21 protein-coding genes and 1 tRNA gene are annotated in these 22625 nt (G+C 63.4%); 15 read left to right on the top strand and 7 right to left on the bottom strand.

Translation table 11 applies throughout. From position 1 onward, the window contains the following. Positions 1–36: 36 nt before the first annotated feature. Both DQ397_RS01235 and DQ397_RS01230 read right to left on the bottom strand, forming a co-directional pair. Positions 37–378, bottom strand: coding sequence for a zinc ribbon domain-containing protein YjdM (locus DQ397_RS01235; protein WP_043208469.1), 342 nt, complete (start codon positions 376–378; stop codon positions 37–39). A 161-nt stretch (positions 379–539) separates the two neighbouring features. Then, complete coding sequence (locus DQ397_RS01230) at positions 540–1508, bottom strand: polyprenyl synthetase family protein (protein ID WP_043208470.1); 969 nt, start codon at positions 1506–1508, stop codon at positions 540–542. A gap of 246 nt (positions 1509–1754) precedes the next feature. Between DQ397_RS01230 and rplU the strand changes: the two genes are divergently transcribed. From rplU to DQ397_RS01205, 5 genes are all read left to right on the top strand, one after another. Further along, on the top strand, positions 1755–2069 hold the full coding sequence (gene rplU / locus DQ397_RS01225) for a 50S ribosomal protein L21 (RefSeq protein WP_003247466.1): 315 nt from the start codon (positions 1755–1757) through the stop codon (positions 2067–2069). A 37-nt stretch (positions 2070–2106) separates the two neighbouring features. Then, the gene (gene rpmA / locus DQ397_RS01220; RefSeq protein WP_043208473.1) at positions 2107–2364 is read left to right on the top strand and encodes a 50S ribosomal protein L27; all 258 of its coding nucleotides are present in this window, start codon (positions 2107–2109) and stop codon (positions 2362–2364) included. 188 nt (positions 2365–2552) lie between these two features. After that, a complete protein-coding gene (gene cgtA / locus DQ397_RS01215; RefSeq protein WP_043208475.1) occupies positions 2553–3776 on the top strand; it encodes an Obg family GTPase CgtA in 1224 nt (407 codons plus the stop codon). 87 nt (positions 3777–3863) lie between these two features. Beyond that, positions 3864–4982 carry a glutamate 5-kinase gene (gene proB / locus DQ397_RS01210; RefSeq protein ID WP_043208477.1) on the top strand — a complete coding sequence of 373 codons (1119 nt, stop codon included), beginning with the start codon at positions 3864–3866 and terminating at the stop codon, positions 4980–4982. An 11-nt stretch (positions 4983–4993) separates the two neighbouring features. Beyond that, complete coding sequence (locus DQ397_RS01205; RefSeq protein ID WP_043208479.1) at positions 4994–5449, top strand: CreA family protein; 456 nt, start codon at positions 4994–4996, stop codon at positions 5447–5449. Between the two features lie 130 nt (positions 5450–5579). On the opposite strand, the gene mksF is transcribed toward DQ397_RS01205, so the two are convergent. The 3 genes from mksF to mksB are packed head-to-tail and all read right to left on the bottom strand — an operon-like array spanning position 5580 to position 10382. Then, positions 5580–8411, bottom strand: a complete 2832-nt coding sequence (gene mksF / locus DQ397_RS01200) for an Mks condensin complex protein MksF (protein ID WP_043208481.1) — start codon at positions 8409–8411, stop codon at positions 5580–5582. Then, entirely contained in the window at positions 8408–9115 is a 708-nt protein-coding gene (gene mksE / locus DQ397_RS01195) for an Mks condensin complex protein MksE (protein WP_043208483.1), read from the bottom strand. The genes mksF and mksE overlap by 4 nt, the downstream gene beginning before the upstream one ends. Next, a complete protein-coding gene (mksB, locus tag DQ397_RS01190) occupies positions 9105–10382 on the bottom strand; it encodes an Mks condensin complex protein MksB (RefSeq protein WP_043208486.1) in 1278 nt (425 codons plus the stop codon). Before mksB ends, mksE begins: the two co-directional genes overlap by 11 nt. A gap of 301 nt (positions 10383–10683) precedes the next feature. Here mksB and DQ397_RS01185 point away from each other — a divergent pair, with 301 nt between their 5' ends. The 4 genes from DQ397_RS01185 (at position 10684) to DQ397_RS01170 (ending at position 13264) form a co-directional block, all read left to right on the top strand. Next, complete coding sequence (locus DQ397_RS01185) at positions 10684–11472, top strand: hypothetical protein (RefSeq protein ID WP_043208538.1); 789 nt, start codon at positions 10684–10686, stop codon at positions 11470–11472. Continuing rightward, a complete protein-coding gene (rimI, locus tag DQ397_RS01180; RefSeq protein ID WP_043208488.1) occupies positions 11469–11924 on the top strand; it encodes a ribosomal protein S18-alanine N-acetyltransferase in 456 nt (151 codons plus the stop codon). The genes DQ397_RS01185 and rimI overlap by 4 nt, the downstream gene beginning before the upstream one ends. 52 nt (positions 11925–11976) lie before the next feature. Next, positions 11977–12615: a carbonate dehydratase gene (gene can / locus DQ397_RS01175; protein WP_043208489.1), complete on the top strand. Its 639-nt coding sequence runs from the start codon at positions 11977–11979 to the stop codon at positions 12613–12615. A 73-nt stretch (positions 12616–12688) separates the two neighbouring features. After that, on the top strand, positions 12689–13264 hold the full coding sequence (locus DQ397_RS01170; protein WP_043208539.1) for a D-Ala-D-Ala carboxypeptidase family metallohydrolase: 576 nt from the start codon (positions 12689–12691) through the stop codon (positions 13262–13264). On the opposite strand, the gene DQ397_RS01165 is transcribed toward DQ397_RS01170, so the two are convergent. Beyond that, positions 13228–14121 (bottom strand): LysR substrate-binding domain-containing protein, encoded by an 894-nt coding sequence (locus tag DQ397_RS01165; RefSeq protein ID WP_148921448.1) that lies wholly within the window; start codon positions 14119–14121, stop codon positions 13228–13230. The genes DQ397_RS01170 and DQ397_RS01165 overlap by 37 nt on opposite strands. A gap of 197 nt (positions 14122–14318) precedes the next feature. On the opposite strand from DQ397_RS01165, the gene DQ397_RS01160 reads away from it, so the two are divergent. Further along, positions 14319–14936, top strand: coding sequence for a LysE family translocator (locus DQ397_RS01160; protein WP_043208491.1), 618 nt, complete (start codon positions 14319–14321; stop codon positions 14934–14936). A 70-nt stretch (positions 14937–15006) separates the two neighbouring features. On the opposite strand, the gene DQ397_RS01155 is transcribed toward DQ397_RS01160, so the two are convergent. Then, positions 15007–15083, bottom strand: a tRNA-Met gene (locus tag DQ397_RS01155). A 303-nt stretch (positions 15084–15386) separates the two neighbouring features. On the opposite strand from DQ397_RS01155, the gene DQ397_RS01150 reads away from it, so the two are divergent. The 5 genes from DQ397_RS01150 (at position 15387) to DQ397_RS01130 (ending at position 22515) form a co-directional block, all read left to right on the top strand. After that, positions 15387–16601, top strand: a complete 1215-nt coding sequence (locus DQ397_RS01150; protein WP_043208494.1) for an MFS transporter — start codon at positions 15387–15389, stop codon at positions 16599–16601. Positions 16602–16956: 355 nt separating this feature from the next. After that, a complete protein-coding gene (locus DQ397_RS01145; protein WP_043208496.1) occupies positions 16957–18117 on the top strand; it encodes an MFS transporter in 1161 nt (386 codons plus the stop codon). A gap of 162 nt (positions 18118–18279) precedes the next feature. Further along, the gene (locus DQ397_RS01140; protein ID WP_043208497.1) at positions 18280–18906 is read left to right on the top strand and encodes a DNA-3-methyladenine glycosylase; all 627 of its coding nucleotides are present in this window, start codon (positions 18280–18282) and stop codon (positions 18904–18906) included. Positions 18907–18997: 91 nt separating this feature from the next. Next, positions 18998–20065 (top strand): bifunctional DNA-binding transcriptional regulator/O6-methylguanine-DNA methyltransferase Ada, encoded by a 1068-nt coding sequence (ada, locus tag DQ397_RS01135; RefSeq protein ID WP_043208501.1) that lies wholly within the window; start codon positions 18998–19000, stop codon positions 20063–20065. A 56-nt stretch (positions 20066–20121) separates the two neighbouring features. Continuing rightward, positions 20122–22515, top strand: a complete 2394-nt coding sequence (locus tag DQ397_RS01130) for a DUF3772 domain-containing protein (protein WP_043208504.1) — start codon at positions 20122–20124, stop codon at positions 22513–22515. The last annotated feature ends 110 nt before the right edge of the window (positions 22516–22625 follow it).

The following is a 22625-nucleotide window of genomic DNA, read 5'->3' as shown; positions in this document are numbered from 1 at the left end:
CTGAGGGGCCGCCCGGGTGGCGGCCCCGGTGCGGGGTCAGACCTTGCGTACGAACTCGGACTTCAGCTTCATGGCGCCGATGCCGTCGATCTTGCAGTCGATATCGTGGTCGCCATCGCACAGGCGGATATTCTTGACCTTGGTGCCGACCTTCACCACCAGGGAAGATCCTTTGACCTTGAGGTCCTTGATGACCGTGACGGTGTCGCCGTCCTGCAGGACATTGCCGACCGAATCCTTTTTCACCACGTCGTCGCTGGCGGCTTCGGCTTCGCCATTGGCCGACCATTCGTGGGCGCATTCGGGGCAGATCAGCTGAGTGCCATCCTCATAGGTGTATTCGGAGTTGCATTTGGGGCAAGGTGGCAAAGTGCTCACAGGGGTTCCTCAAGACAAGCGGGATTAAGGCCCACATTGTATAAGGTTTTGATCGGATAGTGTGTTTTGCCTGTGCAAACGCATTCGCGGGTAACCCCGCTCCCACAGACGCGGCGCAATCTGTGGGGCGGAGTTACCCGCGAATGAGGGCGAATGCGATCTTAGTGGGTACGGGCTACGGCAAACTCGCTCAGTTCGATCAGTGCGTCACGGTATTCGCTGGCTGGCAGCACTTCCAGGCATTCGATGGCGCGCTTGACGTAGTCCCGGGCGAGCTGGGCGGTATAGTCCAAGGCGCCGGAGGCTTCCACGGCGATGCGGATCTGCTCCAAGTCCTCGATACCGCCCTTCTGGATCGCCTGGCGTACCAGGGCGGCCTGTTCGGCGGTGCCTTCGCGCATGGTGTAGATCAGCGGCAGGGTTGGCTTGCCCTCGGCCAGGTCGTCGCCGACGTTCTTGCCCAGGGTCTGCGAGTCGCCTTTGTAATCCAGCAGGTCGTCGACCAGCTGGAAGGCCACGCCCAGATGGTCACCGAAGGTGCGCAGGGCTTCGCGCTGCTCGTCGCTGGCGCCGGCCAGTGCAGCGGCGCTGTGGGTGGAGGCCTCGAACAGCATCGCGGTCTTGCCGCGGATGACATCCATGTAGACCTCTTCGGTGGTGCTGGCATCGCGAACTCGCGACAGTTGCAGCACCTCGCCCTCGGCGATCACCCGGGTGGCCTTGGAGAGGATCTGCATGACCGGCATCGAGCCCAGCTCGACCATCATCTCGAACGAGCGCGAATAAAGGAAGTCGCCGACCAGCACGCTCGGGGCGTTGCCCCACAGGGCGTTGGCGGTGGAGCGGCCACGGCGCATACCGGACATGTCGACCACGTCATCGTGCAGCAAGGTGGCGGTGTGCAGGAACTCGATGGTCGCCGCGAGCAAGCGCAGGTCGTCGCCTTCACGACCCAGGGCCTTGCCGCACAGCAGCACCAGCAATGGGCGCAGGCGCTTGCCGCCAGCGGACGTGATATAGTCGCCGATCTTCGATACCAGCGGCACGCGCGAGGTCAGCTGCTTCTTGATGATCTCGTCGACGGCGCTGAAATCGTCAGCTACCGCGCGGTAGAAGGTTTGGGGTTGCATCGGCTGCTCCATTGAGGTTGCGCGGCATGCTAGGTCGCGGGTCCCGGTGTGTCAAGGCGCGGTGCCCGTGGCCCCTGGCCGCCACTTGCAAGCATTTATTGGGTTGCGTACAATCGCGCACCCTAACTTCCTGGGCAGCACCTGCCTTACGCAATTGCACCGGGCCGTTCCAGCCCAGTGCAGCCATGCCAGCCAATACTCATCATATAAAGCGCTGGGTGAGCAGGATTATCGGAGAAATACCCAATGTCTTACGCAGTAATCGTTACCGGCGGCAAGCAGTACAAAGTCGCTGAAGGTGAATTCCTCAAGATCGAGAAGCTGGAAGTCGCTACTGGCGAATCCGTGACCTTCGATCGCGTTCTGCTGGTCGCCAACGGCGAAGAAGTCACCATCGGCGCTCCAGTCGTCGCAGGTGCCAAGGTTGTGGCCGAAGTCGTTTCGCAAGGCCGTCACGACAAGGTTCGCATCATCAAGTTCCGTCGTCGTAAGCACCACATGAAGCGCATGGGCCACCGCCAGTGGTTCACCGAAATCAAAATCACCGGTATCCAGGCTTAATCGCCCCGATCCCCTGAATTTATTGGAGAATTGAACCATGGCACACAAAAAGGCTGGTGGTAGTACTCGTAACGGTCGCGACTCAGAATCGAAACGCCTTGGCGTGAAGATGTATGGTGGCCAGGTTATCAAGCCAGGCAACATCATCGTCCGCCAGCGCGGCACCGAATTCCACGCCGGCTACGGCGTTGGTATGGGCAAGGATCACACCCTGTTCGCCAAGATCGAAGGCGTGATCAAGTTCGAGAAGAAAGGCGAGTTCGGTCGTCGTTACGTAAGCGTCGTCGCGGCCTAATCGCGCTGTCGCTGGAGAAGCCCCGTCATGCGACGGGGCTTTTTCGTTTGTGGTGAGCCTCTTGCAAAGCTGTTTGTATGGGCTGCCGGCGTGGGTTTCTACGGTCGTACGGGGCCGCCGCGCTCATTTTTGCAAGAGCCTCATGTAATTGAGTCATTCAGCTCGTCGGAAGACGAGAGGCGGTTTTTATGAAGTTTGTTGACGAAGTATCGATCCGGGTCAAGGCCGGTGACGGCGGCAATGGTTGCATGAGCTTCCGCCGCGAGAAGTTCATCGAGAACGGTGGCCCCAACGGTGGTGATGGTGGCGACGGCGGCTCGGTGTACATGGTTGCCGATGAGAACCTCAACACCTTGGTCGACTACCGCTACACCCGTCATCACGAAGCCCAGCGTGGTCAGAACGGTGGCAGCACCGACTGCACCGGCAAGAAAGGTGAAGACCTGTTCCTGCGCGTGCCGGTCGGCACCACCGTGATCGACGCCTCGACCCAGGAGGTGATCGGTGATCTGGTCACGCCGGGGCAGAAGCTGATGGTCGCCCAGGGCGGCTGGCACGGCCTTGGCAACACCCGTTTCAAGTCCAGCACTAACCGCGCGCCGCGTCAGACCACGCCAGGCAAACCGGGTGAGCAGCGCGACCTGAAGATGGAGCTCAAGGTCCTGGCCGACGTCGGTCTGCTGGGCTTGCCGAATGCGGGCAAGAGCACCTTCATCCGTGCGGTTTCCGCAGCCAAGCCGAAGGTTGCCGACTACCCGTTCACCACCCTGGTGCCGAACCTGGGTGTGGTCAGCGTCGACCGCTGGAAGAGTTTCGTCATCGCCGACATCCCGGGCCTGATCGAAGGTGCTTCCGATGGCGCCGGCCTGGGTATCCGCTTCCTCAAGCACCTGGCGCGCACCCGTGTGCTGTTGCACCTGGTCGACCTGGCGCCGCTGGACGGCAGCAGCCCGGCCGATGCCGCTGAAATCATCCTCAACGAGCTGGCGCAGTTCAGCCCGGCTTTGGTCGATCGTGAGCGTTGGCTGGTGCTGAACAAGGCCGACATGATCATGGACGATGAGCGCGAAGAGCGCGTCAAGGAAGTCGTCGAGCGCTTGAACTGGGATGGTCCGGTCTATGTGATTTCGGCCATTGCCAAGCAGGGCACCGAACAGCTCAGCCACGACCTGATGCGTTACCTGGAAGACCGCGCCGACCGCCTGGCCAACGACCCGGCCTACGCCGAAGAGCTGGCCGAGCTCGATCAGCGTATCGAAGATGAAGCCCGTGCCCAGCTGCAGGCGCTGGATGACGCGCGTACTCTGCGCCGCACCGGCGTCAAGAGCGTGCACGACATCGGCGACGACGATGACTGGGATGATTTCGAGGACGACGAAGACGGTCCGGAAATCATTTACGTGCGCGACTGATCGGTTGCAGTACACTAAACGCCGCTCAAACGAGCGGCGTTTTTGTATCTACGGTATCTACAGATTCGACATAGGTTGGAAGAGAAGATGCGAAGCAAGGTGACAGGCGCCAAGCGCTGGGTCGTGAAGATCGGCAGCGCCCTGCTGACGGCGGATGGCAAAGGCCTCGACCGCGGCGCCATGGCTGTCTGGGTCGAGCAGATGGTCGCACTGCGGGAAGCAGGTGTGGAATTGGTGCTGGTCTCCTCCGGGGCCGTGGCAGCGGGCATGAGCCAGCTGGGCTGGACCTCGCGACCGAGCGCGATGAACGAGCTGCAAGCCGCCGCTTCCATTGGCCAGATGCGCCTGGTGCAGGCATGGGAGTCGAGCTTCGGCGAGCACGGCAAACACACCGCGCAGATTCTTCTGACCCATGATGACCTTTCCGACCGCAAGCGTTACCTCAATGCGCGCAGCACCCTGCGTACTCTCGTCGATCTGGGTGTGGTCCCGGTGATCAACGAGAACGACACCGTGGTCACCGACGAGATTCGTTTCGGTGACAACGACACCCTGGCCGCCTTGGTGGCCAACCTGGTGGAAGCCGATCTGCTGGTGATCCTCACCGACCGCGACGGCATGTTCGACGCCGACCCACGCAATAACCCGCAGGCGCAGCTGATCTATGAGGCTCGCGCCGATGATCCGTCGCTCGATGCCGTTGCTGGCGGTACCGGGGGGGCGCTCGGTCGCGGCGGTATGCAGACCAAACTGCGCGCCGCGCGCCTGGCTGCCCGTTCCGGCGCCCATACCATCATCATCGGTGGCCGCATCGAGCGTGTCCTGGATCGCTTGAAGGCTGGCGAGCGCTTGGGAACTCTGCTGTCGCCCGAGCGCGGCATGCTCGCCGCACGCAAGCAGTGGCTGGCCGGCCATCTGCAAACCCGCGGGACCCTGGTGCTGGACGACGGCGCCGTGAAGGCCTTGCGCGAATCGAACAAGAGCCTGCTGCCGGTTGGCGTGAAGACCGTGCAGGGCAGCTTCCGTCGTGGCGAAATGGTGGTCTGCGTAGGGCCTGATGGCCGTGAAGTGGCCCGTGGCCTGGCCAATTACAGCGCCCTGGAGGCGCAGAAGATCATCGGCCAGCCTTCCGATGCCATCGAGAGCCTGCTGGGCTACAGCGCCGAACCGGAGCTGGTGCACCGCGACAACCTGGTGCTGGTCTGAGGAGGCGGGGCATGCTGAAAAAGATGATTGCCCTGGCGGCCTTGGCGCTGCCGGTGCTAGCCCCAGCCGATGAAATCGGCCAGGTATCCACTGTGTTCAAGTTCCTCGGGCCGAACGACCGCATTGTGGTCGAGGCGTTCGACGATCCGAAGGTCGAGGGTGTGACTTGCTACCTGTCGCGGGCCAAGACGGGCGGTGTGAAAGGTGGGCTGGGTCTGGCCGAAGACCGCGCAGAGGCGTCGATCGCCTGCCGTCAGGTCGGTCCGATCAACTTCAAGGGTGAGCTCAAGGACGGCGAGGAAGTATTCAAGGAGCGCACCTCGCTGGTGTTCAAGACCATGCAGGTGGTGCGCTTTCTGGACAAGAAGCGCAACACGCTGGTGTACCTGGTGTACAGCGACCGGATGATCGAAGGCAGCCCGCAAAATGCGGTAACGGCAATTCCCATCCTGCCGTGGGCGCAGTGATACCTGGTTGACGGTCGGGAGGGGGCTTTGGCCCCCATCCCACGCTGCAAGGGAGTCACGCCAGGCTCAAAACATGCAGGCGCTGGCGCTAGCCTGCGAAGGGCCGCAAAAGCGGCCCCAGCTCACCGACTCAGGCCAGTTCCTCGGCCACATCCTCACGCACGATCGCCTTCACTTCATCGATACGGCTGATGAACTTCCAGTCCGCTTCGTCGATGTAGATGCCGTTCGGTCCGCTACCCCCTTCCAGGTCAATCGCGACCCGCGCCGACACCTGCGGCTTCACGCTCGCCAGAATCGGCACGAAGCCTAGCTGCTGGCTGGTTTCCAGCAGCGCTGCCTGGTTGCGTTCGTCGATGTCCGCCGCCTCGTCGAGGTAGTAGGGCAGGCGGATGCGCCCGGCCAGATCGCGATCCATCAAGTGCAGCAGCAGGTACATATTGGTCAGCGCCTTGATGGTCATGGTGGTGCCGTTGGACGCGGCGCCATCGATGTCGGCGTGGATCACCGGCTGGCTGTTGATCTTGGTGATCTCGAAGGCCAGCTCGAACAGGTCCTTCAGGCCCAGCTGGTTGTGGTTGGCCGCCACCAGCCGCGCCAGGTACTCCTTGGCCTCTTCGTTCTTGTGATCCTGCTCGGCGCTCTGGGTCAGGTCGAACACCGACAGGGTCTCGCCTTCTTCGTACTGGCCGGCGCTGTGGATGATCTGGTCGATGTGCTTGAGCGCTTCCTTGTTCGGTGCCAGGACCACGCGGAAGCTCTCCAGGTTGGACACCTGGCGCCGGTTGATCTCGCGGTTGAACAGCGCCAGTTGGTGCTCGAGGCTGTCGTAGTCACTGCGAATGTTGCGCAGAGTCCGGGCGATGTCGGTGACCGCCGCGCGACGGGCCTTGGCCAGGGTCAGGGCCTCTTCGGTGCGGTGCGAGTAGGCATTGATCAGCAGCTGCAGGCGGCGTTCCATGTCGTCTTCGCTGTCGAACTTGGCCACGCCCTTGAGGCGCACCTGGGCGTACAGCGCCTCGATCTGGTTGTCCACCCGCTGCAGCGCCTGCCAGCTGTCCTGGTAGTCGTTGAGCAGTGGCAGCAGGTTGTCCATGGAGTCGTCGACCGCTTCCATGAACGGCGTGCCGAACGGCAAGTCGGCCGGCAGCAGCTGACGGCGGCGCAGGGCGTCGTCGAGGGTGCGTTGCTTGGCTTCGAGGTCGGCGATCTGCCGGCCGACCAGTTGCAGCTTGGCCGACAATTGCTGGACGCGTTCGGTGAAGGCGTCGCTGGAGCGCTTGAGCTCGTCCTGGGCGGCTTCCAGTTGCGCCAGTTGCTCCATCTTCTCGGGCTCTTCGGCGCTCAGGGTTTCGCTGCGGCGGAAGTCTTCCAGGGCCTTCTGGGCGTCGAGCACCTGTTGGTACAGGGCCTCGGTCTGGGCCTTGCTCGCGTTGCGGTCGGCGGCGACTGCCTGCTGGGTCTTGAGCTGCTTGAGTTCTTTTTCCAGGCGCTCCTTCTGGTCGCGCAAGGCGGCGCGGTCGGCCAGGGCCTGCAGGGCCGGCGGGTCGATGTGCGAAAGGTCGATGGACAGGCCAGGCGCCTCGAAGCGCTCGCCCTTGAAGCTGTCGAGCACTGCTTCGAGGGTCTTGACCCAGACATCGCTGTCGTCCAGCTCGATGCCCCGATCGCCCAGCGGCAGGCTGAACAGCGCACCGTTGAACAGGCGCATCAGGCGGTCGACATCCTGCTGGGAAAACTCCTCGCGCAGGCGGGCGTAGCTGTTGTTGTCGGCGTGATCGAGCTGCTGCTTGACCTGCTTTAGGCGTTTTTCCAGATCGCGCACGCGCTCGTCGAGGTCCTCGGCGGAGAACTGACGCGACTGGGCCAGGGCGCCGGCCAATTCGTCGTGGGCATCCTTGGCAGCCAGCAGTTGCTGCTCCAGGACCTTGGCATCTTCGACCAAGGCGAAGCGATGCTTGAGTACCGACAGCTCGCCAAGCCAGCGCTGGATGCCGGTGATCTCGCGCTCCAGTCGCATCAGCTCCTGGGTACCGCCGCGTTGGTCGTTCTGCAGGCGGTCCTGTTCGCTGCGGTAGTGCTCGGCCTGGATGACCAGTTCTTCCTTGCGCGCCATGGCGTATTCCTGCCAGGTGCCCAGCAGGTTGTCGAGCAGGGGCGAAAGGCGGTGCAGCTTGCCGCGCAGGATGTCGCGCTGGGCCACGCCGCCGGCCAGGGCCTCGACCAGCGGGCCTGCGGCGACCAGGGCATTGTAGTCCTGCTCCATGCGGCGCACGTCGCGGAAGGCTTCCTCGCAGGCGGCGATGTAATCGACGCTGCCCGAGCGCAGGCTGTGCTCGAAGGCATCGAGGAACAGCTGCTTGAGCTTGGCTGCGGTGATCTCGCGCATGTGCAGCAGGTTGATGAACAGCGAGCGGAAGGTCTTCAAGCTCTGTTCGCTGGTCGAGCGCAGCGGGATCAGGGTCAGGTCCAGCGGCACCGACGTATGACCGCCGACCAGCAGTCGGCGCAGTTCGTCGGGCTTGAGTTCGTAGGCCTTCAGGCCGTGCTGCTCGAGGTTGGTGAACAGCTCCTTCTGGCGCAGGCAGGTGTCGTTCTTCTGGTAGTGCGCCAGGTCCAGCTGTCCCTGGTAGGCAAAGAACTGGTGGCCGAAACCACCCCCTGGGCCGCGGCCGACCACACCGATCACGTGGGGGCCGTGGGGCAGGTTCAGCTCGCAGAGGATATAGCTGGTGTCGCTGGCGAAGTAGAACCGGCGCGACTGCTCCAGGCTGTACTTGCCGAAGCTCATGTCGGACATGCGCGCCAGGATCGGGAACTGCAGGGCGTTGATCGAGGCGGATTTACCGAGGTTGTTGGCACCATAGACCGACAGCGGCTGCTCCAGAGGGAACAGTCCCAGGCTGTAGCCGGCGGTGTTGAGCAGTGCGAAGCGGCGAATACCGTAGCGTTCCTGGCTCATGCGTCAATCTCCTGTTGCTCTTCGCGGATGGCTCGGGCGAGGGCTTCTTCCTCGCTCTCCTCGCTGTCGAACGGCGACAGGTCGAGCGGATCGTCGGTGCGGTTGAGTTCTTCCGGGCTTTCTTCTTCGACCAGTACCGGCGTTGGCAACGGCAGGTCGCTGTGCAGACTGGCAGCCAGATCCCGGTCCTGCTGGACCGACAGGCACACATCCAGGAAGCGGTGCATCGGCGGCAGGAAGCGGTAGATGCCGCCTTCCTCGTGGGCAAAACCCAGCTGGGTCATGCGGCGCAGGATCTTTTCTTCCAGCTCGTCGACGGTCTGCACTTCGGCCTGGATGAACAGGTCGCGGTACTTTTCCAGCAGCGAAGGCAGCTCATCGCGGCCAATGCTGCCGCCGTCAAGCACGGCCATTGGATCGCGGCCCTGGTCGGCCAGGTGCTCGACCAGGATGAAGGTGAACAGCGACAATCGCTGGGCGGTCTTGTTGACCTGCGCGGCGGCCTGCTCGGGCACGAAGTAGTAGAACCCGCGGGTATCGCACACCAGTTCGAAGCCCAGGGCCTTGAACAGGGTGCGGTACTGGTCCTGGAAGTTCGACAACTGGGCATACAGCTCAGGGTCGCGGCGGCTGATGTGAAAACCTTTGAACAGCTCGCGGAAGATGGGGGCGAGCTGGGACAGTTCGGAAAGATCAAGATGCATTGGCTGGGCTCGCGTTGGATTCAGGCGTGGTTTCGCGGCTGGAGGTCAGGGCGAAGGAGCGCAGGCTGACCAGGTGCTCGCGGGTGGTGTACTCGCGGCGGTCCAGGCGTTCGCGGCTAAAGCGCTTCTCCCGCGACAGGCGCGAGAACCAGTACAGCAATTCGTCGGTGGCGCCTTCGGGCTCCTGCTCGAGCAGCCAGACCATCAGATCCGGCAGGGGCAAGGCGTCCTCGCAGCGCTCGAGCATTTCCTTGACCGTGCGCGGAGCGCGGGGCAGCGGGCCCTTCTGGCTCTTGTGCGCCTTGGGGAAGCGCGCCGGCTTGGGCTCGAAGCGGGCCAAGGCATACACATAGGCCTCGACCTGGCTGGCGCTGCCGAGGAACGTGCTCTGCGGGCGGGTGAACATCGGCATGGCCGCATGCGGCACCGCATCGATGCCTTTGCGTCGGATCACCGAGAGGGCCAGGGCCGCGCCACGGGTGACCGCGTTGTGCCGGCGCGCTTCTTCGCGCAGCGGCAGCAGCAGCTCACGGGCATGGCGCAGGGTGAGCTGGGCGCTGGTCTGCATCTCGAGGATGCGCGCATGGGTGCGCAGCAACATGTCGTCGTCGACCAGATGGCCCAGGCGCGCCTGCTCGCCCAGCAGGCGCAGCAGCACGGTTTCGACCTTGCGCACGCCTTGTTCGAAGGCGCCGTCGGCATTGACCAGTTGGATCATCGGCTCGACGTATTCGTCCCAAGTCGCCAGGACTTCGGCGTAACGTTGGCGCAGGGGAATCTGGCGGTTGCTGGTCTTGGCCCGTTCAGCCACGGCGACCAGCGCCTGCTCGTCGTTGTCGAGTTTCTTGAGGACATCGCGCACGCGCATGTCGAGCAGGCGCAGTTGGCGCGCCAGGTCGTCGCTGTCGCGGTTGTCGAAGGCGTCCTGGATGTGCCCGGCCAGGCGCTCCAGGTGGCGCAGGTAGGCCTCGATCTCAAGGCACAGGCCCAGGCGGTGCTCGCGGCGCAGGTAGGCGAGGAAGTCGTGGATCTGGGCGTTGAGCTCGAAGCGGTTCGGGCTCTTGGCCACCGGCACCAGGATATCCAGGCGTATCCATACGTCCAGCAGCTGGGTGATGTCCTGCGGCGTACTTTCCACCTGCTGCCGGGCAAGCTGCTGGCGCAGTTCGACCAGGCTCAGGGTGCCCTGGTCGAAACGCTCGCACAGCGGCTCGATCAGGGCCCAGTGTTCGGCTAGGGCGCGCAGGACGCGCTTGGGTTCGATCATTGGCGGGTCGACTCGTTGCCAAATAAAAGGGGCGATTGTACTGCATCCGGGGGGGAGGATTTCACCCCTTGGTCTGTAATCGGGATGGCCCCAAGCCTTGCAGGGAATTGCCTGGCCTCTTCGCGGGCAAGCCCGCTCTCGCCTGGTCCAGTGGTGCGCTCAGCAACACCGCTGTATCCGTGGACGCGGGTTTGCCTGCGGATGGGGAAGCAAACAACAAATTTCCGCCGACCAGTTGCGGCACTTGCTGGGCAACGGCGTTAGAATGGCCGACTGTTTTCGTTCCCCGGATGCCTGTGCCTTGCTGACCGAGCCCCGCCGCCGCGCCTACCTATCCGCCATGCAAGTGGTGCATTGGCTGCCGCGCGCCGAACTGCCGTTCGCCGCACCGTCGCGTCCGGAGCTGTTGGCGCCTTTGGCGCCGGTCGAGGACTTCGAAATCGACGTGCGGGCCTCGGTGCCATCGTCCGAGCAGGCGCCAGCCGCGCCGCTGGCCCGCTCGGCGGAACGACCGAAGATCGAGATCCCCCGACCTGGCAGCGCTCCCAAGCCCGCCAGCAAACCGGTCGAAGTCGAGGAGCAGGCGCCGGCACCCCGGCCAGTGCCTGTGCCGCCGCCGCGTTTCGCCCTGCAATTGCTGCGTGCCGGCAGTTGCCTGCTGTTGGTGGAGCTGGCCACCGGCCAGCCGTTCCAGAGCCGTGACCCGTCTTACTTGCTGCTCAAGGACATGCTGCGCGCCGCCGGCCTGCCCGATGCGCCGCAGATCATCGGCGAGCCGGTGCGCTGGCCGCTGCTGGTACGCGGCAACATGGACCAAGGCCCAGAGGCTGCGCGCGACTTCGTCCAAGGGTTCATTCAGGCTCGCCTGGAAGAGGCGCCCTGCACCTGCCTGTGGCTGGTCGGCCTGCCAGCCGTGCGCTTTGCCGGCCAAGCCGACGGCGAGGCCTACTACCAAGAACTGAAGGTCGAGGGCCTGGGCGATGCCTGGGCCTTGCCGGGCCTTGAACTGTTGATGGACGAGCCGCAACGCAAGGCGGACGTCTGGCAAGCGATGCGCCGGCTGATGGCGCGCTGGAAGAGCGTTGAATGAGTGACTCGATCAGTTTCCGCCGAATGACCGAGGCGGATCTGGATGCCGTGCTTAAGATCGAATATGCCGCGTTCAGTCATCCCTGGACCCGCGGGATCTTTCAGGATGCGCTCAAATCCTACGAAGTGTGGCTGATGTTCGACGGGCAGCAGCAGGTGGGGCATGGCGTGATCAACGTGATCATCGACGAAGCCCACTTGCTCAACATCACCGTCAAGCCCGAGAACCAGGGACGCGGCCTGGGCCTGCGCTTGCTCGAGCACCTGATGGCGCGGGCCTATCAGCTCAATGGTCGCGAATGTTTCCTGGAGGTGCGCGCCAGCAACCAGTCGGCCTATCGTTTGTACGAGCGCTACGGATTCAACGAAATCGGCCGGCGCCGGGACTACTATCCGGTCGCCGGCGGCCGCGAAGACGCCCTGGTGATGGCCTGCACCCTGCTCGAAGAGTGACCTTGCAGGAGCAGGTCGTGTCACACAGCCATACCCTGATGAGGCAACGACCATGCATGACCTGCAGGAACTGATCGACAACAATGAGCGCTGGGCCGATGCGATCAAGCAGCGCGACCCGGATTTCTTCGCCAAGCTGGCCCGCCAGCAAACCCCCGAATTCCTCTGGATCGGCTGCTCCGATGCCCGCGTGCCGGCCAACGAGATTGTTGGCATGCTGCCGGGCGATCTGTTCGTGCATCGCAATGTCGCCAACGTGGTGCTGCACACCGACCTGAACTGCCTGTCGGTGATCCAGTACGCGGTCGAGGTGCTCAAGGTCAAGCACATCCTGGTCACCGGCCACTACGGCTGCGGCGGAGTGCGGGCGGCCATGCAGGACCGCCAGCTGGGCCTGATCGATGGCTGGCTGCGCTCGATCCGCGACCTGTATTACGAAAAGCGCGGCGAGCTGGCCAAGCTGGAGAGCGAAGAGGCCAGGGTCGATCGGCTGTGCGAGCTCAATGTCATCCAGCAGGTCGCCAACGTGGCTCATACCAGCATCGTGCAGAACGCCTGGCATCGCGGACAGGAGCTGTCGATTCATGGCTGTATCTATGGCATCAAGGATGGTCGCTGGAAGAGCCTGGACACCACCATCAGCGGCTTTGCCCAGTTGCCGGCTCAATATCGCCTGCGGCCTCTTGAGTAGCTCGTGTCTCAATAGCGCGGGGCCCGTGCTTTACTCGGTGTAGGGACGAGCACAGGAGTGGTGGATGAAAGGCATGACGCTGCTGGCATTGGCGGCAAGTCTGGTGATGGGCGCCCACGCTCGCGCCGATGATCGAGACCTGTGGATGTTCGCCCAATGGGCGGGTGACCACGAGACGCGTGCCTTCCGCCAGATGCTGGTGGATGCACGTCTTTATGGTGTAGTGCCGATCCATCAACTGCTGCGCTCGGCCTCGGACTGGCGCCTGTGCCAGGCCTCGCCCTTCGCCGTGCCGCCGGCCGCCCAATGGCCCCAGGTGCGATCCACCTTGGCGCTGCTCAAGACCCTTGATGAACAAGGCATCCTGCGTCAGTTCGAAGTGGTCTCGGCCTATCGCGATCCGCGCCTGAACGCCTGTGCGGGCGGCGCGCCGGGTAGCGCTCACACGCGGGCTTTCGCGGTCGACGTGCTGCTGCCGGCGTGGTCAGATCCCAATCCGCTTTGCCGCTTCTGGCAGCAGCACGGCCAGGCCTGGAACATGGGGCTGGGGCGCTACCCGACTGGGCGCATTCATCTGGATACCGCAGGGTTTCGGACTTGGGGTGGCGACGGTCACTCGGGCTCGTCGTTTTGTGTCAAGCCCAAGTGAGCCAGGCAGCTGTGGCACTCCTGAACCACCCACGTCGCGAAGCGCTGGCGCTTGTCACCGGCCTCCAAGGGGCGGGGGCTGAGCAGGTGATAGGCAGAGCCATCACGCAGGAAGCCAAACGGCGCCTGAAGCTGTCCGCTGTCGAGCTCGTCGCGAACCATCAAGGCTGAAGCGATCGCCAGGCCCAGGCCCGCGCTGGCGGCCTGTATCGACAGATAGAAATGCTCGAAGTCGCTACGCTCGGTCTCTCGGGCCTGTCTACCGTCCAGGCGCAGCCAAGTGCTCCAGGCGTTGGGGCGGGTGGCGCTGTGCAGCAGCCGTTGGCCGTCGAGGCTGCCTCCCAGGTTGGGTTGGCAGACCGGGCCGATCCATTCGTCGCAGATCTTCAAGCTGTGCAGCTGTCGGTCCCAATGGAAGTCGTCACGCCGCAGGGCCAGGTCGACACCCGCCCGTGCGAAATCCAGCGGGCCGCCAGCGGCCACCAGGTGCAGTTGCAGGTCAGGGTGGGTGGCGTGGAAGCGGGGCAGGCGCGGAATCAACCAGCGCATGGCGATGGTCGGCTCGCACGACAACACCAGGACGTTATCGCGCTCCTGGGTTTGCAGGCGCTGCACCGTGCCTTCCAGTTGTTCGAAGATCGATTGGGTGGTGCTGTGCAGTGTCCGGCCGGCAGCGGTGAGGAAGATCGCCCGGTTGCGCCGTTCGAACAGTTCGATGCCAAGGCTCTCCTCCAGCAGTCGCACCTGGCGACTGACCGCACCATGGGTCACATGCAGGCGCTCGGCGGCGCGCACGAAGCTTTCGGTTTCGGCGGCGATGTCGAAGTAACGAAAAGCGGTAAGTGGCGGCAGTTTCATGATCGTGTCGGCGCGACAGCCCTGTGGGATTGGGTTCGCCCGCGAAGGGAATCCTGTGTTTTCAAGAGCGAGTTCGCTCTCGAATCCGTGAAAGAAACTAGCGGATTTGTCGCACTATAAATCGATTTTTGCCTGTGGATAAGCCCTCGATAATTGGCGCTTCTGTGTATTTTCATCGCCTATCGAGGAGTTTTTTTGTGAACGAACTGATCGCTGTCGCCCTGTTCACCGTGCTGGCTGTCATCAGCCCAGGCGCTGACTTCGCCATGGTCACCCGCAGCAGTTATGCGCAAGGGCGCAAGGCAGGACTTGCCGCTGCCATCGGCATCGCATTGGGGGTGCAGGTGCATGTGCTGTACACCGTCCTGGGTATTGCCGTGATCATCAGCCAGAGCCCGGTGTTGTTCATGGCGATGAAGGTGGTGGGGGCGGGCTACCTGATCTACCTGGGCTACAAGTCGCTGACCAACACCTCGCGCATCTGCCTCGATGGCCTTGCGCAGGACGGCCAGGCGAGCACGTTGCAGGCGTTGCGCACGGGCTTTCTGACCAATGCGCTGAATCCCAAGACCATGCTGTTCGTCGTCAGCGCCTATACCCAGGTCGTGCAACCGGGTAGCCCGTTAGCCCTGGACTTTGTCTATGGTGCGTTCATGTCCTTTGCCCATTGGCTGTGGTTCAGCCTGGTGGCGGTGTTCTTTTCCAGTGCGGTATTGCGCAAGGCAATGATCGAGCGGCAGGTGATGGTCGATCGGGTGATCGGCGTAGCCTTGATCGGGCTGGGCGTCGCGGTGGTGGCGGCGGGGGTGCGATGAGTGATAGAGCTGGCGCGACTTTTCGCGGGCAAAGAAAAAGGGCTTATCTTTCGATAAGCCCTTTTCAATATGGTGGCTACACAGGGACTTGAACCCCGGACACCGGCATTATGAATGCCGTGCTCTAACCGACTGAGCTATGTAGCCAAGTGGCGCGCATTATTCGCCTGAAACGCGATTGTGTCAACACTCATTTCAAAAAAAATTTACGCGCTTTCAATCGCTTAGCCAGAAAGCCCTGAATCCGCGCATCACCAGACAATGGCCGAGCACCTTGACCAGGCGCTAATGCTGTTCGCCAGCCAAGCGTGCTGCGCGCTGTGTGGGGTGTCGATGGTGATCATCACTGACGCGCCGCTGGAGAGATTGTGGCGACAATATAAAAAGGTAGCTATCTATCTACTTATTTCCGGATAATCGGATCCCAAATTCGCGGACGGAATACCTGCCATGGCCATCAGCAGCGCCCAGACTTCCACTGCCGCCAGCGCGACGGCCCAAGCCAACCCGCTGGTGATGCGCATCATCGCCTTCTGCGCTTTGGCGCATCTGATCAACGACTTGATCCAGTCGGTGTTGCCAGCCATCTACCCCATGCTCAAGGCGAACTATGACCTGAGCTTTGCCCAGATCGGCCTGATCACCCTGACCTTCCAGGTCACTGCCTCGCTACTGCAACCTTGGGTGGGCTTTTTCACCGACCGGCGACCGACGCCGAACCTGTTGCCTCTGGGCACGGTGTGCACGTTGGTGGGGATCGTGATGCTGGCGTTCGTCGGCAGCTTTCCGATGATTCTCCTGGCCTCGGCGTTGGTAGGCATCGGCTCGTCGACCTTCCATCCGGAAACCTCGCGGATCGCCCGTCTGGCCTCGGGCGGACGGTTTGGCCTGGCCCAGTCGACGTTCCAGGTTGGCGGCAATGCCGGCTCTGCCTTCGGCCCGTTGCTAGCGGCGGCGATCGTCATTCCCTTCGGCCAGACCCACGTGGCCTGGTTCGGACTGGCCGGATTGTTCTTCTTCGCCGTGACCTTGCTGCTGCGCCGCTGGTACACCGGGCACCTCAACCAGTTCAAGGCGCGCAAGGCCGTACAGGCCAGCCATGGCATCTCCCGCCAGCGAGTGATCCTGGCGCTGGTGGTACTGGGCCTGTTGGTGTTCTCCAAGTACTTCTACATGGCCAGCTTCACCAGTTACTTCACTTTCTACCTGATCGAGAAGTTCGACCTGTCGGTGGCCAGCTCCCAGTTGCACCTGTTCCTGTTCCTCGGCGCAGTGGCCGCCGGGACCTTCTTTGGCGGGCCGATCGGTGATCGCATCGGGCGCAAAGCGGTGATTTGGTTCTCCATCCTGGGCGTGGCGCCATTCACCCTGGTGCTGCCCTATGCCGATCTGTTCTGGACCACCGTGCTCAGTGTCGTGATCGGCTTCATCCTCGCGTCAGCCTTCTCCGCGATCGTGGTGTACGCCCAGGAACTGGTGCCTGGGAGTGTCGGCATGATTGCCGGGATCTTCTTTGGCCTGATGTTCGGGTTCGGGGGCATTGGGGCGGCGTTGCTCGGGTATCTGGCTGACTTGCGGGGAATCGAGTACGTGTACGGGTTGTGTTCGTACCTGCCGTTGTTCGGCCTGTTGGCGGTGTTCTTGCCGTCCACCAGCAAGCGCTGATGTCGTTGGGACCGCCTGGCGGTCCCGAGATTGACGAGTCGGCGGCCGTTGGCCTAGAGTGCCGGCTCTTTTCTTTCCACGTAGTCGATGCAATGCGCTGTTCCCTGAGTTCTCGCCTTGTTCGCCAGCCTGCTTTCCAGGCTGCACGTCGCACGTGGCCGAGCGACACGGTGCTCAAGCGTCGACGCAGCGTGCTGTTCGCCTTCACTTTCTCGCCACACCTTGCCCTGATCTGATCCGCGCTTACCTGCGCCGCGCCTTTGCGGTGCGCGTCTGCGCTTGCATCTGTTTTCAGTGATTTTTCCAGCCGACCGGGCCCCATGGGGGCTGCCTGGCGGCGCGCAAGGAGTGGTACATGAACATGCGTTTACTGGCGGGCCTGTTGTTCGCCGTGTCAGTGGTGGGCTTCAGCCTCGGAGCGAGCCTGCCGCTGGTGTCGTTACGCCTTCACGAGGCGGGGGCCAGCACCCTTGAAATTGGCATCATCTCGGCCATTCCGGCGGCAGGAATGATGCTCTCGGCGTTCATGGTCGATGCCTGCTGCCGGCACCTGACCCGGCGCACCATCTACCTGTTCTGCTTTAGCCTGTGCACCCTGAGCATCGCCTTGCTGGAGTGGTCGTTCGCCTCGATCTGGTACCTGGCGCTGCTGCGCCTGGCGTTGGGGGTTGGCATGGGAATCGCGATCATCCTGGGTGAATCTTGGGTCAACGAGCTGTGCCCGGATCACAACCGCGGCAAGATCATGGCGCTGTACGCCACCAGCTTCACCGGCTTCCAGGTGCTGGGCCCGGCGATGCTGGCGCTGGTCGGTGCCAATAGCCCCTGGGTCACCGGCGTGGTGACGGCCTGTTACGGCCTGGCCCTGTTGTGCATCCTGCTGACGGTGCCCAAGGATCATGTGGAACACGGCGAGGAGGGCGAAAAGAGTTTCACCCTCGCCGGCTTCTTCCGCGTGGCACCAGCGCTGTGCGTGGCGGTGTTGTTCTTTTCCTTCTTCGATGCCGTGGTGCTGTCGTTGCTGCCGGTGTACGCCAGCAGTCATGGCTTTGCGGTGGGCGTGGCGGCGCTGATGGTGACGGTGGTGTTCGCCGGCGACATGATCTTCCAGTTGCCCCTGGGCTGGCTGGCCGACCGGGTCGAGCGCACCGGGTTGCACTTGGTGTGCGGGGTGGTGGCGATGTCGATCGGCATAGGTCTGCCGTGGCTGTTGCAGGCAACCTGGTTGCTCTGGCCGATGCTGGTGCTGCTGGGGGCAGTCGCCGGTGGCATCTACACCTTGGCGCTGGTGCTGATCGGCCAGCGCTTCAAGGGCCAGGACCTGGTCACCGCAAACGCCAGTGTCGGCTTGCTATGGGGTGTCGGCAGCCTGGTCGGGCCGCTGGTCAGCGGCGCGGCGATGGATGTGGCGCCCCATGGGTTGCCGATGGCGCTGGCGCTGATGGCGGGTCTGTTCGTGTGCTTTGCCCGGCAGTCGTATCGTCGGGCGGCCAGGCTGCGGGCTGTGACAGACTGACGCCAAGGCGCTGCCAATATCGGTCTGTTCGCAGGCATTTCGCGAAGAAGGCGCCACGGAGCAAGACCATTGAAAGCGGAATTACCCGCGCAAGATCCGTCGTTTAGCCGGTGAGCGATTGGTCTAAGCTGGGTGTTTTCCGCTCCCTGGAGGGCACTGCGCATGATCCACGCCGACCTCTCGCCCGCGGCCTACCGTGAAGCCACGGATTATCTGGCCGCTCTGGACCCGGACTGGGCCCGGCATATCGACACCATCGGCCCTTGCCTGCACAGCGCTGCGCCCGAGCGTGAACCCTTCGAAGCGCTGGTGCGGGCGGTGGCCTATCAGCAACTGCATGCCAGGGCAGCCGAGGCGATCCTGGCGCGGATGCTGGCCTTGTTTCCTGATGCCGCATTCCCCGAACCTGAGCAGCTGTTGGCGACACCGCCTGAGGTGCTGCGCGGCTGTGGCTTTTCTGCGAGCAAGCTGGCGACCGTGCAGGGTATCGCCCAGGCGCGCCTGGACGGTATCGTGCCCAGCCGCGAGCAGGCCATGACCTTGACCGATGACGCACTGATCGAACGGTTGGTCAGCCTGCGCGGTGTTGGCCGTTGGACGGTGGAGATGCTCCTGATCTATTGCCTGGAGCGCTCTGACATCCTGCCGGTGGACGACTTCGGCGTACGGGAGGGTTACCGGCGGCTCAAGGGCATGGACAAGGCCCCGACCCCCGCGCAGTTGCGTTCGTTGGGTGGGGTATGGAGCCCGTATCGGACGGTGGCGTCCTGGTATCTGTGGCGGGCTTGAACCGATGACGCACAGATTGCTCGGCAAGAATCGGAGTGCCACGCTCCAAGCACCCTGTCAGGCTTGAACCATCCGCAGCCAGGAGATGCCCATGAAGCCTGCCTCGACTTACCTCACCGATACCGACCGCTGGCACGCTGTGCAGGCGCGCGACGCTGCGGCCTGCGGTCATTTCGTCTATGCCGTGCGCACCACGGGGGTCTATTGCCAACCCGGTTGCAAGTCGCGGCTGGCCAAGCGCGAGAACGTCGAGTTCTTCGCCGATAGCGGGGCTGCCGAGGCGGCCGGTTATCGTGCTTGCCGACGCTGCACCGAGGCCAAGGCCGAGCAGGTTGCGCGACGCACTGAGCTGGTTGCTCGTGCCTGTCGCTTGATCGAGGCCAGCGACACCGCACCCAACCTTGAGCAACTGGGTGAGCAACTGGCACTGAGCCCGTTCCACCTGCATCGCCTGTTCAAGGCTGAAACCGGCCTTACGCCCAAGGCCTACGCCTCGGCCTTCCGCGCCCGTCGCCTGCGCGAGCGGCTCGATGATCAAGGCAGTTCCGTGACCGACGCGATCTATGACGCCGGTTACAACTCCAACAGCCGATTCTATGAAAGCGCAGGCCAACGCCTGGGCATGCGCCCGCGCGAGTACCGCGCCGGAGGGGCGGGGGCGAGGATCCGATTCGCCATTGGCCAATGTTCTCTGGGGGCGATCCTGGTGGCCCAGAGCGAGCGCGGCATCTGCGCCATTCTGTTGGGCGACGACCCGGAGCAGCTGTTGCGCGAGTTGCAGGATCAATTTCGCAATGCGCAGTTGATCGGCGGTGATGCCGGCTTCGAGCAATTGGTTGCGGTGGTGGTGGGCTTTGTCGAGCAGCCGGCACTAGGGCTGACCTTGCCGCTGGATGTGCAGGGCACGGCCTTTCAGGAGCGGGTCTGGCAGGCGCTGCGTGAGGTGCCGCTGGGCAGCCGGGTCAGCTATACCGACATCGCCCAGCGCATCGGCGCGCCCAAGGCCGTGCGTGCGGTGGCCCAGGCCTGCGCGGCCAACCACCTGGCCGTGGCGATCCCCTGCCATCGGGTGGTGCGCCGCGATGGCGACCTCAGTGGCTACCGGTGGGGTGTCGAGCGCAAGCGGCAATTGCTGGAGCGAGAAACGGCACTCACGTGATCATCAGGAGCAGCGTAGAATTCCCGCCCAATCGAGCTTGTAAATAGGGGAATTCGATGGGGCGACTCAGCCATTGCCGTTTTTACGTGGGAATCCTCGCCTTGTTGCTGTGGGTGGCGACACCGGCCTGGTCGGCATCCGTCGGGCCGCTGAGCCTGGACGAACTGCCGGTGCTGGACGAAAACGCCAGCTTGAAGCAACTGACCGATCGGCTTGATCAGGTTCGCCAGGAACTGACCAGCGAAGCCAACGATGACCTGCTGTCACAGTTGCGTCAGGCCGCCTTGCAGGTGCAGCGCCAAGCGGACGCCTTGAGCGCCCAGCGTACGACCGATGTCGAGCGTCTGGACGACCAGCTCAAGGTCCTTGGCCCAGTATTGCCGGATGAAGCCGAGAGCATCACGCGTCAGCGCAAGCAGCTCAGTGACGAGAAAAAGCAGGTGCTGGCCGAGCAACAGCAGGCCATCAAGCTGACCCAGTCGGCGCGCGACCTGGCTACGCAGATCGTCAACCTGCGCCGCAGCCAGTTCAACTCCCAGGTCACCACCCGTGCTGCCAGCCCCTTGAGTCCGGCGTTCTGGTCGAGCCTGATCCGGCCGACCGACGAAGATGTCGCCCGCCTGCGCGATCTGCGTGGCGAGGCGACTGACGCTGTGGCCAGCGCCTTCAGTGCCGATCACCGCTGGTTGTTCATTGGCAGCCTGGCGGCCGCGCTGTTGGTCTGGACCTGGGTACGCCGCTTGCTCGAGCGCTTGCTGGCCAACGCCATGGTCCGCTGGTTGCCCGAGGGCCGCCTACGTCGCAGCGCCTTGGCCTTGAGTGTCAGTCTGGCGACCTTGAGCACCATCGGCGGCTCGGTGTCGTTGGTGCGTTGGGGCCTGGAGAACAGCGCCGAGCTGGGCAATGACATTGCCAGCTTGACCAACCACATTCTGGCGCTGGTGGTGTTCAGTGCCTTCATTGCCGGCCTTGGCCGCGCCATGCTGATGCTCCAGCGTCCGTCCTGGCGACTGCCGCCGATTCCGGATGAAGTGGCCAGCGCCCTCGGCTGGTTCCCCAAGCTCCTGGCGCTGGCGTTGATGGTGCTGCTGACCCAGGAGCGCATCAACAGCGTGATCGGTACCAGCCTCGCGCTCACCGTGGCCACCAATGGCCTGACCGCGCTGGTGGTGTCGCTGATCTTCGTCGCAGCGCTGGTGCGCTATCGTCGTGCCCGCAAGCAGCATCAGCTGGAACGGGCACCTGGGCTTGCGGGGCTGATCCCGTTCGTGATCGTGGTGTGGGTCGCGTTGGTCCTGCTGGCGCTGCTCACCGGTTACCTGACCCTGGCTTATTTCCTCACCGCCAAGCTGCTTTGGGTCAGCGTGGTGGGCACCTGCGCCTACCTGCTGGTCACGGTGTTTGGCGATCTGTGCGAAACCTTGCTCTCGCCACGCCAGCCTGGTGGCCTGGCCCTGGCCGCTGCGCTGGGGCTGCAGCAGCGCCACCAGGCCCAGGCCAGCACGATCCTGGCAGGGATCGGCCGCACCTTCTTGTTGTTTGTCGCCGGCCTGCTGGTGCTCATGCCGTCGGGCACCAGCCCGGGCGAGCTGCTGCAGAGCCTGGCGGACTGGGATGACACCGGCGGCAAGCTGCTGGGCAACCTGAACATCGTGCCTCAGGACATCCTGTTGGCCGTGGCCATGTTCCTGGGCGGTCTGTTCGCCATTCGTGTGGTCAAGCGCTGGCTGAGCGAGCGCCTGCTGCCTGAGACGGACATGGATGCCGGCATGCGTGCCTCCCTGGTGACCTTGGTCGGCTACCTGGGCTTCCTGTTCCTGGCCATGCTGGTGATGACGACCCTGCGCATCAACCTCACCAGCCTCACCTGGGTAGTCAGTGCCCTGTCGGTGGGTATCGGTTTTGGCTTGCAGCAGATCGTGCAGAACTTCATCTCCGGCTTGATCCTGCTCACTGAGCGTCCGGTCAAAGTAGGTGACTGGGTGAGCCTGGCCGGTGTGGAAGGGGATATCCGCCGGATCAACGTGCGAGCCACGGAAATCCAGATGTCAGACCGCTCCACGGTGATCGTGCCCAACTCCCAGTTCATTTCGCAGAACGTGCGCAACGTCACCATGGGCAATGCCCTGGGTGTGGTCGGCATCACCCTGACCTTGCCGCTGGAAACCGATGCGAACAAAGTGCGCGAACTGCTGCTGACGGCCTTCCGCGAACATGAGTCGATCCTCGATGCGCCAGCCTCGTCGGTGACCTTCAAGGACCTCACCACCAGCGGTATGGTGCTCAGCGTCAGCGGCTATGTGGCCAGCCCCCGCCAGGTGTCGGGCGCGCGCAGCGACCTGTTGTTCACGGTGCTGGGGCGTCTGCGCGACGAGGGCATCGCACTGTCGTCGCCGCAGAGCATGGTGCTGTTGCAGGACAATGCACGGCCAGCGGACGGAGCTGTGTGAGGCCCATCGCGGGCACCCCGGTGCTTTTGAGCGAAGCGTAAATCCTGGAGTTGCCCGCGAAGCCGACGGCTCGGTCGTTCAGACCGGCGTTGTCGGTGTTCGTGGGATCG

This window comes from Pseudomonas sp. CK-NBRI-02 (genome assembly GCF_008124495.1).
Classification (GTDB): Bacteria; Pseudomonadota; Gammaproteobacteria; order Pseudomonadales; family Pseudomonadaceae; genus Aquipseudomonas; species Aquipseudomonas guariconensis.
Note: the sequence above shows the minus strand (reverse complement) of the source record. Positions and strands in the feature narration are given on the sequence as shown.

Coding starts and splice junctions, on each gene's coding strand:
- DQ397_RS01230 (WP_043208470.1), bottom strand. CDS start 1,508: ATGCAACCCCAAACCTTCTACCGCGCGGTAGCTGACGATTTCAGCGCC.
- rplU (WP_003247466.1), top strand. CDS start 1,755: ATGTCTTACGCAGTAATCGTTACCGGCGGCAAGCAGTACAAAGTCGCT.
- rpmA (WP_043208473.1), top strand. CDS start 2,107: ATGGCACACAAAAAGGCTGGTGGTAGTACTCGTAACGGTCGCGACTCA.
- cgtA (WP_043208475.1), top strand. CDS start 2,553: ATGAAGTTTGTTGACGAAGTATCGATCCGGGTCAAGGCCGGTGACGGC.
- proB (WP_043208477.1), top strand. CDS start 3,864: ATGCGAAGCAAGGTGACAGGCGCCAAGCGCTGGGTCGTGAAGATCGGC.
- DQ397_RS01205 (WP_043208479.1), top strand. CDS start 4,994: ATGCTGAAAAAGATGATTGCCCTGGCGGCCTTGGCGCTGCCGGTGCTA.
- mksF (WP_043208481.1), bottom strand. CDS start 8,411: ATGAGCCAGGAACGCTACGGTATTCGCCGCTTCGCACTGCTCAACACC.
- mksE (WP_043208483.1), bottom strand. CDS start 9,115: ATGCATCTTGATCTTTCCGAACTGTCCCAGCTCGCCCCCATCTTCCGC.
- mksB (WP_043208486.1), bottom strand. CDS start 10,382: ATGATCGAACCCAAGCGCGTCCTGCGCGCCCTAGCCGAACACTGGGCC.
- rimI (WP_043208488.1), top strand. CDS start 11,469: ATGAGTGACTCGATCAGTTTCCGCCGAATGACCGAGGCGGATCTGGAT.
- can (WP_043208489.1), top strand. CDS start 11,977: ATGCATGACCTGCAGGAACTGATCGACAACAATGAGCGCTGGGCCGAT.
- DQ397_RS01170 (WP_043208539.1), top strand. CDS start 12,689: ATGACGCTGCTGGCATTGGCGGCAAGTCTGGTGATGGGCGCCCACGCT.
- DQ397_RS01165 (WP_148921448.1), bottom strand. CDS start 14,121: ATGAAACTGCCGCCACTTACCGCTTTTCGTTACTTCGACATCGCCGCC.
- DQ397_RS01150 (WP_043208494.1), top strand. CDS start 15,387: ATGGCCATCAGCAGCGCCCAGACTTCCACTGCCGCCAGCGCGACGGCC.
- DQ397_RS01145 (WP_043208496.1), top strand. CDS start 16,957: ATGAACATGCGTTTACTGGCGGGCCTGTTGTTCGCCGTGTCAGTGGTG.
- DQ397_RS01140 (WP_043208497.1), top strand. CDS start 18,280: ATGATCCACGCCGACCTCTCGCCCGCGGCCTACCGTGAAGCCACGGAT.
- ada (WP_043208501.1), top strand. CDS start 18,998: ATGAAGCCTGCCTCGACTTACCTCACCGATACCGACCGCTGGCACGCT.
- DQ397_RS01130 (WP_043208504.1), top strand. CDS start 20,122: ATGGGGCGACTCAGCCATTGCCGTTTTTACGTGGGAATCCTCGCCTTG.